This window comes from Pseudomonas sp. Fl5BN2 (genome assembly GCF_009908205.1).
Taxonomy (GTDB): Bacteria; Pseudomonadota; Gammaproteobacteria; order Pseudomonadales; family Pseudomonadaceae; genus Aquipseudomonas.
The window spans coordinates 355,252-371,447 of sequence record NZ_JAAARL010000005.1; the positions used below are offsets into that span (position 1 = coordinate 355,252).

9 protein-coding genes and 1 rRNA gene are annotated in these 16,196 nt (G+C 62.7%); 1 reads left to right on the forward strand and 9 read right to left on the reverse strand.

What is annotated here, in order from left to right:
* Window positions 1-149 precede the first annotated feature (149 nt).
* Window positions 150-1,040 (reverse strand): 3-hydroxyisobutyrate dehydrogenase, encoded by an 891-nt coding sequence (mmsB, locus tag GV819_RS09745; protein ID WP_161755861.1) that lies wholly within the window; start codon window positions 1,038-1,040, stop codon window positions 150-152.
* Window positions 1,041-1,050: 10 nt separating this feature from the next.
* Window positions 1,051-2,577: a CoA-acylating methylmalonate-semialdehyde dehydrogenase gene (locus tag GV819_RS09750; RefSeq protein ID WP_161755862.1), complete on the reverse strand. Its 1,527-nt coding sequence runs from the start codon at window positions 2,575-2,577 to the stop codon at window positions 1,051-1,053.
* A 148-nt stretch (window positions 2,578-2,725) separates the two neighbouring features.
* Here GV819_RS09750 and GV819_RS09755 point away from each other — a divergent pair, with 148 nt between their 5' ends.
* Complete coding sequence (locus tag GV819_RS09755) at window positions 2,726-3,676, forward strand: LysR family transcriptional regulator (RefSeq protein ID WP_161755863.1); 951 nt, start codon at window positions 2,726-2,728, stop codon at window positions 3,674-3,676.
* A gap of 517 nt (window positions 3,677-4,193) precedes the next feature.
* Here the strand turns inward: GV819_RS09755 and GV819_RS09760 are convergent.
* The 7 genes from GV819_RS09760 to rrf form a co-directional block, all read right to left on the reverse strand.
* Complete coding sequence (locus GV819_RS09760; protein ID WP_178125115.1) at window positions 4,194-4,646, reverse strand: OmpA family protein; 453 nt, start codon at window positions 4,644-4,646, stop codon at window positions 4,194-4,196.
* A gap of 56 nt (window positions 4,647-4,702) precedes the next feature.
* Window positions 4,703-5,971, reverse strand: coding sequence for a diguanylate cyclase domain-containing protein (locus GV819_RS09765; RefSeq protein ID WP_161755865.1), 1,269 nt, complete (start codon window positions 5,969-5,971; stop codon window positions 4,703-4,705).
* Window positions 5,968-6,549 (reverse strand): YfiR family protein, encoded by a 582-nt coding sequence (locus tag GV819_RS09770; protein ID WP_161755866.1) that lies wholly within the window; start codon window positions 6,547-6,549, stop codon window positions 5,968-5,970. Before GV819_RS09770 ends, GV819_RS09765 begins: the two co-directional genes overlap by 4 nt.
* A 115-nt stretch (window positions 6,550-6,664) precedes the next feature.
* Window positions 6,665-8,746, reverse strand: coding sequence for an exodeoxyribonuclease V subunit alpha (gene recD / locus GV819_RS09775; protein WP_161755867.1), 2,082 nt, complete (start codon window positions 8,744-8,746; stop codon window positions 6,665-6,667).
* Complete coding sequence (gene recB / locus GV819_RS09780; protein WP_161755868.1) at window positions 8,743-12,435, reverse strand: exodeoxyribonuclease V subunit beta; 3,693 nt, start codon at window positions 12,433-12,435, stop codon at window positions 8,743-8,745. The genes recD and recB overlap by 4 nt, the downstream gene beginning before the upstream one ends.
* Window positions 12,432-15,884, reverse strand: coding sequence for an exodeoxyribonuclease V subunit gamma (recC, locus tag GV819_RS09785; protein WP_161755869.1), 3,453 nt, complete (start codon window positions 15,882-15,884; stop codon window positions 12,432-12,434). The genes recB and recC overlap by 4 nt, the downstream gene beginning before the upstream one ends.
* 163 nt (window positions 15,885-16,047) lie before the next feature.
* Window positions 16,048-16,163 (reverse strand): 5S ribosomal RNA (gene rrf / locus GV819_RS09790).
* Window positions 16,164-16,196 lie beyond the last annotated feature (33 nt).

Sequence of the window (16,196 nt, forward strand, 5' to 3'; positions counted from 1 at the left end):
GATTGCTGAGCTGAAAAAAACTGTCTGAAGCGGCAAAAAGCCGGAAGCCTACCCGACGCAGACTCCCGGAAACGCCCCCGCTGAAGGGGCTGCGAGCGATGACCTGACGCAAAACCGTGGCGAGGGCACTGGCGCCCTCGCCGCCCCGCCTAGTTCTGCGGCTTGCGGTAGCTGTTGACGATGGCCGAGAAGTCCTTGCCACCTTCCCCTCGCTGGCTCATGGCCTGGTACAGCTGCTGGGCCACGGCGCCAAGCACCACCGGCTGGTGGGCCTGACGGGCGGCTTCGGTGGCTAACCCCAGGTCCTTGAGCATCAGTTCAGCACCAAAACCGCCGGTGTAGCCCCGGGACGCCGGGGCGGTTTCAATCACTCCCGGCCAAGGGTTGTAGGTATCGGAACTCCAGCAACGACCGGTGGAACTGTTGATGATCCCGGCCAGCACCTGGGTGTCGATGCCCAGGGCATCCCCCAGGGCCATGGCTTCGCTGACGCCGATCATCGAGATCCCCAGCAGCAGGTTGTTGCAGATCTTGGCGATCTGCCCGGTGCCCACTTCCCCGCAATGCACGATGTTGCGGCCCATCTGCGCCAGCACTGGTTGCAGGATGGCGAACAGCTCGGCGCTGGCACCGACCATGAAGGTCAGGGTGCCGGCCTGGGCCCCGCCGGTGCCGCCGGAGACTGGCGCATCGGCCATGGCCACGCCTTGTTTGGCGGCCGCCGCGGCCACTTCACGAGCGGTCTGTGGATCAATGGTGCTGCAGTCCACCGCCGGGACGCCGCGGGCGATACCCGCCAGCACCCCGTCTTCTCCCAGCCAGACACTGCGCACATGGGCAGCCGCCGGGAGCATGGTGATCACCAGTTCGGCACCTTCGGCGGCCGCCTTGGGCGAGGCACTGATGCGCCCGCCCAGTTGCGCCAGCTCCGCCAGCACGCTCTGGTTGAGGTCGAACAGGTTCAGCTGATGCCCGGCCTTGAGCAGGTTGCGGGCCATGGGTGCGCCCATGTTGCCCAGGCCGATAAATGCAATGTTCATGTCAGGCTCCTCAACGCAGGCTGATGGTGGTGTTCACACCGTCGTTGACACTGTCATCGTCGAACCAGCGGCTGGTGACGGTCTTGGTCTGAGTGTAGAACTGCACCACTTGCTTGCCGTACGGGCCCAGGTCGCCGAGCTTGGAGCCGCGGGAACCGGTGAAGCTGAAAAACGGTACCGGCACCGGAATCGGGATATTGATACCCACCTGGCCGACGTCGATCTCGCTCTGGAATTTACGCGCCGCCGCGCCGCTCTGGGTGAACAGGCCGGTGCCATTGCCGAAGGGGTTGGCGTTGACCAGGGCAATGGCCTGATCCAGGGTGTCGACCTCCAGCACCACCAGCACCGGGCCGAAGATTTCCTGGGTGTAGACCTGCATGGCGGTGGTCACCCCGGAAAACAGGGTCGGACCGATGAAGTTGCCTTGCTCGTAGCCCGGGACCTGGATGCCACGACCATCAAGCTCCAGCTTGGCACCTTCTTTCACGCCGCTCTCGATCAGTTCGAGAATCCGCGCCTTGGCCCGTTTGGAGATCACCGGACCGACATCGGTACCCGACTCGCAGCCGGCGTTGACCTTGAGTTTCTGCGCCAGGGCCTTGAGGTCTGGCAGCCATTGTTTCGCGGCGCCCACCAGCACCACCACCGAGGTGGCCATGCAACGCTGGCCGGCAGCGCCGAAGCCTGCGCCCACCAAGGCATTGAGGGTCTGTTCGCGGTTGGCGTCGGGCAGCACCACGGCGTGGTTTTTTGCGCCCATCATCGATTGCACGCGTTTGCCGTGCTTGCCTGCCAGGTCATAGACGTGGGTACCGACCGCGGTCGAACCGACGAAAGACACCGCCTTGATGTCCTTGTGGGTGCACAGGGCATCCACCACGTCCTTGCCGCCGTGCACCACGTTGAGCACGCCGGCCGGCACTCCGGCTTCCACCGCCAGTTCCACCAGCAGCATGGTGGACAGCGGGTCCTGCTCGGAAGGCTTGAGGACGAAGGTGTTGCCGCAGGCGATGGCCATCGGGAACATCCACAGCGGAATCATCGCCGGGAAGTTGAAGGGGGTGATCCCGGCGCACACACCGATCGGCTGGCGCAGGGTGTAAGTGTCCACGCCGCCGGCGACGTTCTCGGCGAACTCGCCCATCTGCAGGGTGCCAATGGAGCACGCGTGCTCTACCACTTCCAGGCCGCGGAAAATGTCGCCCTCGGCGTCGGCAATGGTCTTGCCCTGCTCGGCGCTGAGGACCTGGGCAATGCGTTTGGAGTGCTCGCGAATCAATGCCTGGAGCTTGAGCATGATGCGCATCCGCGCACCGATCGGAGTCAACTTCCAGGTCTGGAAGGCGCGCTGGGCAGCGGCGATCGCCGCGTCAACTTCAGCTGCGGTGGCAAAGGGCACCTTGGCCAGCACTTCCTGGGTCGCCGGGTTGACGATGTCGTGCCACTCCTGGGTCTGGGACTCGACCCATTCACCGTCGATCAGCAACTTGACCTGTTGCAGAGTGGTGCCACCGGGCTTGAGGGATGCGTTCATGGGGTCTCCTGACTTCTTGAGTTCTTATGCAGGGAACCAAGGCACTGAGTCGCCTTGAGAGAGGGGCTGTCGCGAGTTGGTGTCGGACGGTTTTTGGAGTATAGATGTGCAAACTTCTAATAAGAACGCACATAAAAACCGGTCCATCATGCAAAAAAACATCACCTCGCTAAGCACCCTGAACTGGGACGACCTGAAGTTTTTCCTCGAAGTGGCACGCACCCGCAAGGCCAGCAGCGCAGCCAAACGCCTGGCGGTGGACTACACCACCGTGTCGCGACGCATCAGCTCACTGGAGACCGCGCTGGGCACTCTGCTGTTTGAAAAGTCCCGCACCAATGGCTTTGTCCTGACCGCCGAGGGTCAGCGCCTGCTGGGTTATGCCGAATCGATCGAGAGCACCCTGCATATGGCCTGCGAGCAGGTATCGGGCTCCGGCGTGGCGCTGTCCGGGCACGTGCGCATGGGCTGCACCGAAGGCTTCGGCAGTTTTTTCATCACCCCACAGTTGAGTCACTTCCTCGACACCTACCCGGCGATCTCGGTGGATATCCTGCCGCTGCCGCACTTCATCAGCTTGTCCAAGCGCGAAGCGGATATTGTCATTGCCCTGGAACGCCCGGAGCACGGCCCCTACGTGTGCTGCAAACTCTGCGACTACCGCCTGCAGCTATACGCCACCCAGGAATACCTTGATCGCCACCCACCGATCCGCCGCCCGAACGACCTGGGTGAACATCAATTCATCAGCTACGTGGATGACCTGGCCTTCAGCTCCGAGCTGCTGTACCTGGCCAATGTGGTGCCCGGGGCCAGCGCCAACCTGCGCAGCACCAGCGTCATCGCCCAGTACGTGGCGGCGCAGCAGGGCCGCTCGCTGGCGATTCTGCCGTGCTTCCTCGCGGCCCAGGACCCACGCCTGCTGCCGGTCTTGCCCGCGGAAATCAACCTGACCCGGCAATTCTGGATGTACTGCCGCGAGGATTTGCGCAAATTGAAGCGCATCACTTTGTTATGGGATTACATCCGCGAGGTAACGGAACAGAATCGGCCGCTGCTCATGGGCGACAGTCGCAGCATGCTGTTCGCCGCCCCCTGACCCTTCACCTGCTCGTGGATCAATCTGGATACCCGAAGATGAAAAAGCTCAGCCGGCGCGGTCCACTCACCCTGGGCGCAGTGCTTCTCGGCGCCGGGCTGTGGCCCGCTTCGCAATAGTGGGAGAAGGGCCTGGCGACTCCAGCCCATGGTCCCTACATCAGCCCCAACGGCTGCTATCGGGTTCAGGAATTCAAGCCCTTCTGGATCCTGCCTGGCCTGTTTCACACCCAATTACCACCCGGATCCGGAAGCCGAACCGATCCGGTACGCACGCTGGGAGATTCCGGCATTTTTTCGCCTTTACGATCATCGCAACGGCCAACAACTTGGCGAAAGCGAGATCTACGACCTGGTCGACGCCGGCGGACCACTTAGATGGGGAGACCGCGATAGGCCCCGGGTATCCGCGGCCATGATCGACATCGGCCCCAACGTGCCGGATTGCATAGGCGACCGGCCGGCCAAGGGCCGCTAGCGGCTGCCGGGTTAGCAGCCGCCATGCTGGGCAGCGTCGATCAGTCGGCGATCACCACGATCGACACCCGGCGGTTTTCGGTACGCCCGGCCACATTGCTGTTGGAGGCCACCGGCTCGCTGCTGCCCAGGCCGCGCAGCTGGATGTTCTCTTCACGCATGCCGGCCTGGGTCAGCACCTTGACCACGCTCTTGGCCCGGCGCACGGACAACTGCACGTTGTAGGCTTCCTTGCCCGACGCGTCGGTGTGGCCGTCGACCCGGACCTTCTGGATATCGACGCTGAGCAGCGCCTTGCCGATGCGCTGGACGATATCGGTACTGGCCTGGTTCAGGGTTTCCACGTCGCTGCCAAACAATACCTTGCCCGACAAGCCGAAGGCCCAGCCTTCATCCGTCAGTTCGAAGCCCTCCTGTTTCAGCACCGCAATCTGTTTCGGGGTCAGGCCTTTGGGCGGCACGCTCTGGCAGCCGGTCAGGACCAGCAAGGCCATGATTACCAGGGTACTGAAGAGTCGAACCGAACGTTGTGTCAATGAAAACAAGGGAGTTAGCTCCTGTGTTGAACCTGAACGATAGGGGGCTCCGCCCCCATGGTGTGTTGCCCGCCTCGCGCACCGCGCTTGGCTTGGTACATGGCCGCATCAGCAGCATTCAACAGGCTGCCCGGAGTAGCACCATGTTCCGGGTACAGGGCAATGCCGATGCTCAGCGACGTCAGGATCGACAGGCTGCCGGGCAATTGAATCGGTACTTCCATGCTGCTGATGATCTTGTCGGCAATCCGCTGGGCATCTTCGACCCGATGCAGTGGCGTCAGTAGCACGCCGAATTCGTCCCCGCCGAGGCGGGCCACCAGGTCATCCTCACGCAATTGCGCGCGAATCCGCGTGGCCACCGCCACCAGCACCGCATCACCAGCGGCATGGCCGAAGTTGTCGTTGATTTCCTTGAAGCGGTCGCTGTCGAGGAACAGCACCGCCATGCGCTCGTTGAGCTTGTTGGCACTGCGCAGCGCACGAATCAGCCGGCCTTCGAAAAACGCCCGGTTGGGCAGGCCGGTCAGGCTGTCGTGGCTGGCCTGGTGGGCCAGGGTTTCATTCTCGCTTTGCAGGTGGGTCTGCCAAGCCTCCAGCTCATCGAGCAGGGCGTTGAAGTCGTTGCCCAGATTATCCAGTTCGGCGATCTCCGCCGGCGGCACCCGCTGGTCGAAAGCCCGCTCGCGCCGCGCCGCGTGGGCCACTTCCGCCAAGCTGCGCAAGGGACCGGTGATCCCTCGCAGTTGCCGGCGTGCCAGGTACAGCGCCATCCAGGCACTCAAGGCGATGCACAGCACGATGCCCACCAGGCCACTGAGCAGAAAGCGCATCAGGCTGCCCCCGTGGCCGGTGACATTGATGGTGCCGATCTCCCGGCCCTGATGCAGGATCGGCAAGCTGATGGGCTTCTCCAGGAAGGCGCTGGCGATGTGCATTTCCAGGTTGGTCAGGAAGCCACTTTCCGGACGTTGCCAACTGGCCAGCAACTGACCCTGGCTGTCATACACCTTGGCGTCGGCCACTTCTTCGGTGGAGGCAATCAGGGCGAGCGCCTCAGTGGCCGCGACACTGTCGTTGAACACCACTGCAGCTTCCACGGTGTAGTTGATGGAGCGGGCGATCAGGTGCAGGTTGTGATCGGCATACACACGCAGCGCCAACACCCCGAGAAAGGTCAAGGACAGGCTGGCCATGGAGATCGCCAACAGCGCGACGATCAGGTGGCCGCGACCGATGACTGAGCGCAAGGTGGGACGTGCGTCGGACTTGAACAATCTCATGGCGCCGCCGGACGACGACGGGAAAGTTGCAGCACGCTGGGATGAATCCTCACCCCACTGCGGGCCACCGAGTCCAGGTTGACCTCGAACGACACCTGACTGTCGCTGACCCGCAGGCAGAACAGACTGCCAACGGTGCACTGATCACCGCCCTCGCTGATGCTCAACACCGGTTGACCGGTCAACGAGCTGAACAGGCGGCTGCGTTCATCATTGCTCAGTTTGCCGACGTAGACCGAATCGCACTCACTGGCGAGCGCCGGGTTGTTGGCCAACAGGCGCTGCACCAGCACCGGCCGACCGGAGGCCTGGGTGGTGCCCTTGAGCAGGTCATCGGTGTACTCGGTGGGCCCCACCACGCATAAACGCAGTTGCGCCGGCTCCACCGGCCAGCGAGCGTAGCTGAGGATGCCCAGCACCACTTGCGTCACTGCCTTGGCTCGCTGTTCGGCCAGGCTGGTAGAAACCGGCGGCTCCGATTGCGCAATGGCAAACAGGCTGAACAGGCAAAGAATGGTCGACAGCACACACTGTCGCCATCCCAAAATGCGCTCTGTCCTCAAGACAGCCACGTCCATGCAGGGATTCTCTTTGATTTTCACGGAGATGATGCCGCAACGATAGCACAGCCCGGGAAAATGCAGCGAGGTCGGCGCCCTGAAACGGTGCGAATGAAGGCCGGAAACATTGGCTTCAGTCCAACTCCAGCATCAACCCGCTGAGGCGCTTGACCTTACGTCGCACCGCCTCCTCGAACACTCCGGCACGAGGCTCGATCAGGCTGAACCAGTCCTTGGCGCGGGTGATCCCGGTATAGATCAATTCCTTGGTCAGCACCGGGTTCAGGGCGTCGGGCAGAATCAGCGCGGTGTGGGCGAACTCCGACCCCTGGGACTTGTGCACGGTCATGGCGTAGACCGTTTCCACATCGTTGAGCCGGCTCGGCAATACCAGGCGTACCCCGCCCTGGCCGTCGTTACGAGGAAAGGCCACGCGCAGAACCTGGCGTCCCGGCTCTGGCCCTTCCTGCTCCGGCAGTTTCAGGGCAATGCCAATGTCGCCGTTCATCAGGCCCAGGCCATAGTCGTTGCGGGTCATCAGCACCGGGCGACCTTCATACCATTGCTGGTCGCTGTCGATCAGGCGGGCCTTGAACAGGGCCTGGGTAATCCGCAGGTTCAAGCCTTCAACGCCCCACGGCCCTTTGCGTACCGCACAGAGCAACTGGAAGCGGTCGAACGCCTGCAAGACGTTACGTGCCCAATCGGTCCAACGCCGGTCTTCCAGGGCGGCATCGACAGGTGGGCGCTGGCTGCGCAGCACATTCAGATAATGACGGTAGCCCTGTGGCCCTTCACCGTGCCCTTCCAGCAACAGCCGCTCCAGGGACCGGTCCTGTTCGCCCTTGAGACTCAGGCCATACAGGTCCGCATGACTGCGGGCCGCCAGCAGGCGCCGGGCCTCATCGGCCTGCTGCTGATTGACCCAGCGCGCCAGCTGGCCAATGCCACTGCCCTCACCGAAACGCCGGGAGTGACGCAGCATCACCACCTGTTGTGCCAGGGGATGCTGGTACCCGGTGTCCTCTTGCAGGCCACTGGCACCGAGATGTTCACCGCTGACCGCTTCCAACCAGGCGCGAGTCTGCGGGTTGTACCAGCCGGCCTCGGCGTCGCGACACAGGTCACCGAGCACTGCGCCCGCCTCTACCGACGCCAATTGGTCCTTGTCTCCCAGCAGCACCAGGCGCGCGTGGATAGGCAAGGCGTCCAGCAGGTTGGCCATCATTTCCAAGTCGATCATCGAGGCTTCGTCCACCACCAGGACATCCAGGGGCAGGCGGTTACCGGCATGGTGACGGAAATGCCGGGTACCAGGACGATTGCCCAGCAAGCGGTGCACCGTAGTCACTTCACTGGGAATCTTCTCCCGTACTTCATCCGGCACCGATAGGGAGCGCACTTGCAGGCTGATGGATTCGGTCAGGCGCGCGGCAGCCTTGCCGGTGGGCGCCGCCAGACGGATACGCAGCGGTTTGCGAGCCTCCACCGCCGGTGCCTGGAGCAACGCCAGCAGGCGTACCACAGTGGTGGTCTTGCCGGTGCCGGGGCCGCCAGTGATGATGCTGAAGGCGCCTCGAGTGGCCAGCGCACAGGCCAGCTTCTGCCAGTCGATGGGGCCAGAGACCTTGGCCACGCCGAACAGTCCATCGAGGCGCCGGGACAGATGCTCAGGGCTCGCCTCGGTCAACGCCAGGCGCTGGCGCAAGGCGTTGTCAATGCGCCGTTCATAGGCCCAGTAACGCCGCAGGTACAGGCGCTTGCCGGAGAGTACCAACGGCCGTTGCTGGGACGACTCGCCATGGTCTGCCGCCAGGGCCACCAACCGACTACCGGCCAGGACCTTGCACCAGTGGGCCCCCTCAAGAGTCGCCAGCACCTGGGAAGGCAACACCGGGGCACCGCTTTGCGCATCGCCTTCCGGTGGCAGGGACAGGGCGAAGTCCGGCTCCTTGAGGGTTTCGAACAAGTCCAGGCAGACATGCCCATGTCCCAGTTGGTGGCTGGTCAGGGCCGCCGCCATCAGCACCAGCGGGTCACAGCCCGGGTCCAGCTCATGAAGGAAACCGACAAAGGCCTTGTCCAGAGCCCGCAGCCAACCGCGCTCGACCCAGCGCTCGAGTAACAGCAGCAGGTCTGCGGCACTACTCAGGGGCGCCAGATCGAGAGGAGCGCGTGACACCTCGGCCAATGGGGCGAACAGGTCTTCGGTCATAGCAGTACTCCCTGCTCCCAGGCGGGCTCGGCCTTCGGCGGCTCGGGCTGGCCCTGGAACATCAGGTCGAGGCGTTCAATCAACTGCCGTGGCGGCCGGGCGAAATACGCGCCCTGGCTGGCGGAACGGGTCCCCCGGAGGAACAGGTACAAGGCCCCGCCGATGTGCCGATCGTAGTCGTAATCCGCCAGGCGGGCCTTCAACTGCCGATGCAGAGCCAGCAGATACAGCACGTATTGCAGGTCGTAGCGGTTGTCGAGAATCGATTGTTCCATGGCCTGCTCGGTGTAGGCAGCATCGTCCACGCCCAGCCAGTTGGATTTGTAGTCGGCCACGTAATAGCGGCCCTGATGTTCGAATGTCAGGTCGATAAAGCCCTTGAACATGCCATTGAGCACCACCGGTTCGGCGGTCACCCGAGGCGCGCCCTGGTGTGTCTGCTGGCGCACCAGCTCATCGAGCTTGAACACGTCGACCTTGTGGCTGGCGAACCAGAATTCCATCTCGACCCGATACTGGGTCAGGTGACCGAGCACCACCGGTGGCTGGCCATTGCCCAGTGGCAAAGGCACCTGCAACAGATGTTGCAGCCATTCGCTCAAGGTGGGGATCCAGCCTTGCCAGCCCCGACGATTGCAGCGCCGGGCGATGACATCCTCGATCACCGTGGGCGCGGCGGCAAAGCCCTCCTCCCCGGCCCATTCCAGCAAGCCGTGGAGGAAGGTGCCGGGGTTGGGGCCGCGCGGGAATCGATGAATGTCGCCGCCGCTGGCAACAACTTCCCGAGGGGCTTCAGGGTCCAGCCGCTCATCGTCGAAGAGTTTCTGGGCCTGGGGGTTTTCCGGTGCGGAAGGGCTGCCTGCGCCCAAAGTGTCGCTGATACGCAGGGCGCTGTAGGAGGCGATCCACCAGTTCTCCGCTGCACGTCGTGCGGGTATCAGCGGAGCCAGCAGGCTGGCGTCATTGCGCGGCGGATGAAAGTGCTGTGCATCGGCGATCGGTAACTCGCCCACGCCGATGGCTTCACAGCCTTGTTGCAGATCCAGCAGCCAGCGCTGCAAACCCGCGGACTCAGCCAACCGATCTCCGCCGCCGAGCAAGTAGCCCAGGGCCGAGAGGTGCAGCACCGAGCTGTTGTGATTGCCGCGCTTGAGGTCGGCGACACCCAGCCAGCAAGCATGCTGGGCCCGGGTCAGGGCCACATAGAGCAGACGCAGGTCTTCTGCCAGGCGCTCCTCGTCAGCCAGGGCGATCAGTTCCGGTGTCGGTCGCAGGCTGACCTGGGGCTTGCCTGCGGTATCGTGGTAATGCAGCGGCAACCGACTGCCATCCACCGGTTTGGTGGAACAGATGAAGGGTAGGAACACCAAGGGGTATTCCAGGCCCTTGGACTTGTGGATGGTCACCACCTTGACCAGTTGTTCATCGCTTTCCAGGCGCAGGATCTGCTCTTCCCCAGCTTGCCCGGACAACGCCAGGTGCTCGGCCAAATGGCGGATCAGGGCTTGTTCACCGTCCAGTTCGGCAGCGTTTTGCTGCAGCAGTTCGGACAGGTGCAAGAGGTTGGTCAACACCCGTTCGCCATCGCTGCGGGCCATCAGTGCCTGGGGCAATTGGAAATCGTGGAGCAGGCGGCGCAGCATCGGTAGCACACCCTGGTTGCGCCAGATCGCCCGGTATCCGCGGAACTGCATGACTCTGGCTTCCCAGGCCAGCTCGTCCTGGTTCAACCGCTCCAGTTCCCCCAGTGACAGGTTCAGAGTCAAGGATGCCAGGGCCGCACGCAGCGGACGCTCCACATCCGGCTCGGCACAGGCCTTGAGCCAGATCAGCAGGTCTCGGGCCTCTTGGGCGGCGAATACCGAATCCTTGTCCGAGAGATACACACTGCGTACCCCACGGGAGGCTAATTCGCCGCGCACTGCCTGGGCCTCTTTGCCATCGCGCACCAGGATAGCGATGTCCGCCGGCAGCAGGCCCTTGAGTGGCTGCTGGTCACGGGCAAAACCGCTGCGGCCCTGTTGCCCGCCATTGAGCAACTCGACAATCGCGCTGGCACAGGCCCCGGCCTGATGCTGGCGATACTGGACCCCGGACAGCGGTTGCTCCGATGGCAATTGCCAGAAGTTCAGCGCCGGTACTGATTGTCCATCGACCTGCAGATGCTCCTTGCGACCCTGGGCAGCCACCGCCAGGAACGGCACCGGATTCTCGCCATCCGCCTCACGGAACAGAAAGGCCCCCTGCCCCTGCTCACGTTGTTCCGCTTGCAGGAACACGTGGTTGACCGCACTGACCATGGCCTGACTGGAGCGGAAGTTGGTGCCTAGGGTATGCAGGCGCCCGCTGGTGGCCTGGCGCGCTCGCAAGTAGGTATAGATATCGGCGCCACGGAAAGCGTAGATCGCCTGCTTCGGGTCGCCGATCAGGAACAGCCCGGTCTCGGGATCGTTATTCTCGATGCGGTAGATGCTTTCGAAGATCCGGTACTGCACCGGGTCGGTGTCCTGGAACTCGTCGATCAGGGCCACTGGGAACTGCTCGCGGATCAGGGTTGCCAGGCGCTCGCCGCCGTCGTTCTGCAGGGCAATGTCGAGCCGCAGCAGCATGTCGTCGAAGCCCATCTCGGCGCGACGCCGTTTCTCTTCTTCGAAGCGCATCCCCACCCATTGCGCGGCATGCTGCAGCACTGCGGCATCCGGGCTAGGCAAGGCGTCGAGACTGGCTTTGAGCCCAGCCATGGCATCGAGCCCCGGGTGGCTGGGTGCCTGGCCTTTCCAGGCTTCGCTCATGCCTTCGGGGGTCAGGCGGATAAAACCGCTGCCGATGTCCAGTTGCTCAAGTGTTTCATCCTCGGCCCAGGCGCTGATCTTTTCAAACCAGGGTTCGAAGTAACGCGCCTGCATCTTGCGACCGTCAACGCTCTTGCTGGCCACGCCTTGCAGGCAGATATCCCGCAGTTCACCTGCCCACTGGTGCCAAGGCGCCTTGAGTTGCACCAGGGCTTCACGGCGCTCCTGCAGGCAAGCCTCGATCAATTGGCTGGGGCTCTGTTCCGACGAATCCCGACGCTCACTGCCGAACATTGCGCGGACCCGAGGCATGAGCTCGGCCGGTCCCACCCAATTGGAGCGCACCCAGTTCAGGGCATCACCCTGCATCGGGTAGCAAAACAGTCGCCAGTAATCGCGCAGTACCTGGCCGAGCAGGTCGCTGTGATCGGTTTCCAGGGTCTGGGTGAACAAGCTGCCGCTGTCGAATGCGTGTTCGCGCAGCATGCGCTGGCACCAACTGTGAATGGTTGAAACCGCAGCCTCATCCATCCATTGCGCGGCGATGTCCAGGCGGTTGGCGCAGGCAGCCCATTGTTCGGCGGGGTACTGCTCGCGCAGATCGACAATCAGGCTGTCCGGTGCAGCGGTCTCGTCGCGGAAGAAGCGCGCGGCTTCCGCCAGGCGGGTGCGGATGCGCTCACGCAACTCCTTGGTGGCCGCATCGGTGAAGGTCACCACCAGGATCTGCGGCGGCAGCAACTCGCGACCAAAGCCTGCAGACTCGCCACCATGCCCCAACACCAGGCGCAGGTAGAGCGCGGAGATGGTGAAGGTCTTGCCGGTACCGGCGCTGGCCTCGATCAATTGGCTACCGCGCAGCGGGAAGGCCAGTGCCAGGGGGACTTGTTGCGTCATGCGCCGGCCTCCTCGCCGAGGGCCGAGCGCCAGGGCGCGTCCAGCAGGGGTCGATAGAGTGTCTCGGCCCAGCCACTGAAGGTTTCATCGGCGATCAGGGCATTGTAATCAGCGAATTGCCGAGCCAGCGCCGGGCTTTCCCGACGCTCGCCCTCGCTGTTCTGGCCGTCACCCTCGTAGGTTTTGCGGGCCGCGATCGCGGCTTTGTCCGGGTCGCTCTGTCCTAGCCAGGCGAAGGCGGTCTTGACTGCCACGGGCAAGGGCTGGCGCATCCCCGACTGCCAGGCCAGCAGCAGATTACCGAGGATCTGCCGGGCCGAATCCTGCTCCAGTGGTGGCAACAACAAGCTGTCATCGCTGGCCACCAATGCCGTAGTCAAGGAATAACCACTGGCACAGGCCAGCAGGTGATTGATCCAGGGCTTGATCAAGCGGTGCCATTTACGAGTCTTGGTGGAGCCGATGCCATTGGGAATAGTGGTTACCGCCAATAGCCCGCCATCAGCCCGCTGATGCAGATTGCTCAACCAGCCCTCCAGGCGTACGCCTTGCAATTCCAGGCTGACTGGCAACGCGCTAGTGAGCGGCGTCGGCCACAGGTCGAGCAGTTGCCGATAACGGTGCAACAGATCCGGCAGGGGCTCCATAAGCTCGCGCTGCAGGCACTCGCCGAAGCCGGCCATGGGTAGCAGTCCGCTGGCTTGCAGTCTTTGCGCTTGCGCCTGCAAGGCCTGTTCAGGGTGCTCAGCATTGCTCAATGCAGCCTCCAGCAGGCTGTCGCTGAGGCTATAGCGTTGCAAGGCGTCGAGAACAAAAGGTTCCTCATCAGCCAGCGGAGCTTCCATGGCTTCGAAGAACACCTTGAGCCGTTGGCTGAAGAAATGCCGCACCGGGTTGCGCAAAAAGTCCTGCAACTGGGTCAGGCTCAGGGGTTCGTCCTGGACGTAAGGCTCCAGGCGCTCAACTGCACCTGGCTCTACAGGAGCCTGGTGCAACACCTGCCACTCCCGGGCATAGCTGAACAAGGTGTCGTTGTCATGGAAGTAACGAGCACTGAAAGGTTGCAGCGGATGCTCCTGGGTCAGGGCATCCAGCAGGGGGTCTTGTGCATCCGACAGTTGCCAGCCGCTGGCCAAGTGATCGCGCAGCTGGCCGATCAGCACCGAGGCCGGGCGTTCGCTATTGTCACGAATGCTGCGGCCAACCCAGCTGACATAGAGTTGGTCCCGAGCCGAGAGCAGTGCTTCGAGCAGCAGGTAACGGTCGTCCTCACGTCGCGAGCGATCGCCAGGGCGGTAGTCGCTGCCCATCAGGTCAAAGTCCAGAGGCGGTTGGGCCCGCGGGTAGTCACCATCGTTCATGCCCAACAGGCACACCAGCTTGAAAGGAATGGCGCGCATCGGCATCAGGGTGCAGAAGTTCACCGCACCGGCGAGGAACCGCTGGGACAGGCGGCCCTGATCAAGACCGGCCAGCCACGCTTCACGCACCACAGTCAGAGGCAACTCATCTTGCAGGCCTACCGACTCACAGGTTTCCAGCCAGGTTTCCCGCAGGTCCTCAAGTTGCCCCAACAGGTAGTCGTCATGTTCGGTGCCGGCCAGGAAGAACTGCTCCAGCAAGTGGTGCAGGCGCTCCCCCCATTGTGCTGGCACAGCGGGTTGGGTGAGTTCCTGATAGGCAATCTGCAGGGCGTCCAGCAACGCCACTAGGGGGCCGATCAGGGCAGCATCCAAGCCGCCGATTTCGTCATAAGGCTCGATACCGTCACAGGCATCGGAGCGGCCAACGGCATACCCCAGGAGCATCCGCCGCAGACCGAAACGCCAGCTGTTTTGCTCGAGCGCCTGGGGCAATCCCAGCTCTGCACGCTGCTCCGCGTTCATACCCCAGCGGATACCGGCGCCCTCAATCCAGCGGTGCAAGGTGGGCAGGTCGGCTTCTTCGACACCGAAGCGCGTGCGCAATGCCGGGACGTCCAGTAGGTCGAGGATCTCGCTGACCGGAAAACGGCTGTCCGGCAACTTCAATAGGTGTTCAACAGCAATCAGCAGAGGATCGCGACCACGCTGGCCCTGGTCGGTAAGGGTGAAGGGGATGAATCTTCGATCATCACGCCCCAATTGACCGAACACGGCGCGGATATGCGGAGCATAGCTATCGATATCCGGAACCATGACGATCACGTCACGAGGACGCAGGTCAGGCTCGGCGCTAAAACGCGCCAGAAGCTGATCGTGGAGGATCTCCACCTCGCGCTGGGCGCTGTGGGCAATATGGAAGCGGATCGACTGATCCTGCTGGAGGTCTACCTCGGGCCACAGCTCTCGCGTTTCGTTGAGCGGCCGCAGTTCTAGGATGTCGTCCTGCAGTTGCTGGAGCATGGAGAGCGGCTGGCTCTCGCTGAACAGATCGATCCGTCCATCGCGAAAAGCCGAGCGGTAGCTGCTGGGATCATCGTAGCTGTCCAACAGGTTGATGTAGTCTCGGCCCTGCTTGCCCCAGGCGGCCAACAACGGATGGGCATGCTGGTGCAGGGTTTGCGGGTCCAGGGTTTGGGGCATGCCGGCCTTGCGCGCCTGGCGCTTGTATTGATGCCGCAGCAGGTCCTTGTCGGCGACGATATCCGCCCAATGATGGCGACAAGGGTTGTGCACGCAGAGCAGGACCTGGCTGAAACGGGCCAGTCCAGCCAAGGCTTCGAGGGCCTGGGCCGGCAATGAAGAAATGCCGAAAACGATCACCCGTGAAGGCAGGCCTGTGGGAGCCTGGTGCATGTGGGTGATCTGCTCGATAAAGCGCTGATGGACGCCTGCACGACTCTGGGCCATGCCTTCGGTACCTACATCCAGAAGCAGCGCCCGCCACAATTCGGCTTGCCAGCAGTTGGCTGGGGTCAGGACTTTGGCTTCACCACGAACATTGCGCAGTTGATGGCGACCGGCTGCCCAATCCTCCAGCCAGTCGGCTCGATAGACCTGGTATTGGTCGAACAGGTCGGCAAGACGCTCCGCCAGTTGATAGCGTTTACGCAAATCACTGTCATGGGTCAGAAAGCGCTGCAGGGGCTCGAAATGGGGCTCATCGATCAGCTCTGGTAACAGGCGCATCAGACGCCAGGTCAGTGGGGCTTTATCCAATAGGGATTTGGGCGGGATTTCGTCCCGGCCCAGGACCAGACGATACAGTTGCCACATGAAGCTGCCGGGCAATTGCACGTCAATGGCGGCGGCAATGCCGCAGCCGCCAGAATCATCTTCTTCGGGATCTTCGGCCAAGGCCAGCTTCAACCATTGAGCGATGCCGTTGCTCTGTACCAGAGCAATTTCATTTTCCAGGGGTGCCAGTGGGTAACGCCGCATCCAGCTGACCACCAGGCTGCGCAACTCGTCCAGGCGGTTACCGTGAACCACCATGAAACCAGGGTTGAGGGACGAGGCGTCCGGCATAAGGGCTTCCTTGGAGAATGCAAAAAGCTAGGGCGGAACCTTAGCACTGTCACAGTGCGGTGGCAGCCGGGCCGACCAAACAAGGACAGAGAGCTGCCTGCAGCTTTTCTTTCGGGCAAAACAAAACCCCAACTGCTTTCGCAATTGGGGTTTCGGAATTTAATCTTGACGATGACCTACTCTCACATGGGGAAACCCCACACTACCATCGGCGATGCATCGTTTCACTACTGAGTTCGGGATGGGATCAGGTGGTTCCAACGCTCTATGGTCGTCAAGAAATTCGGTAGCCAGCTCGTTTACCTTGCGGTC

Bases quoted from the DNA above. Each gene is read 5' to 3' on its own strand.
- recB (WP_161755868.1), bottom strand. From the start codon at position 12,435: ATGACGCAACAAGTCCCCCTGGCACTGGCCTTCCCGCTGCGCGGTAGC.
- GV819_RS09765 (WP_161755865.1), bottom strand. From the start codon at position 5,971: ATGAGATTGTTCAAGTCCGACGCACGTCCCACCTTGCGCTCAGTCATC.
- recC (WP_161755869.1), bottom strand. From the start codon at position 15,884: ATGCCGGACGCCTCGTCCCTCAACCCTGGTTTCATGGTGGTTCACGGT.
- GV819_RS09755 (WP_161755863.1), top strand. From the start codon at position 2,726: ATGCAAAAAAACATCACCTCGCTAAGCACCCTGAACTGGGACGACCTG.
- GV819_RS09770 (WP_161755866.1), bottom strand. From the start codon at position 6,549: ATGGACGTGGCTGTCTTGAGGACAGAGCGCATTTTGGGATGGCGACAG.
- GV819_RS09760 (WP_178125115.1), bottom strand. From the start codon at position 4,646: ATGGCCTTGCTGGTCCTGACCGGCTGCCAGAGCGTGCCGCCCAAAGGC.
- GV819_RS09750 (WP_161755862.1), bottom strand. From the start codon at position 2,577: ATGAACGCATCCCTCAAGCCCGGTGGCACCACTCTGCAACAGGTCAAG.
- mmsB (WP_161755861.1), bottom strand. From the start codon at position 1,040: ATGAACATTGCATTTATCGGCCTGGGCAACATGGGCGCACCCATGGCC.
- recD (WP_161755867.1), bottom strand. From the start codon at position 8,746: ATGACCGAAGACCTGTTCGCCCCATTGGCCGAGGTGTCACGCGCTCCT.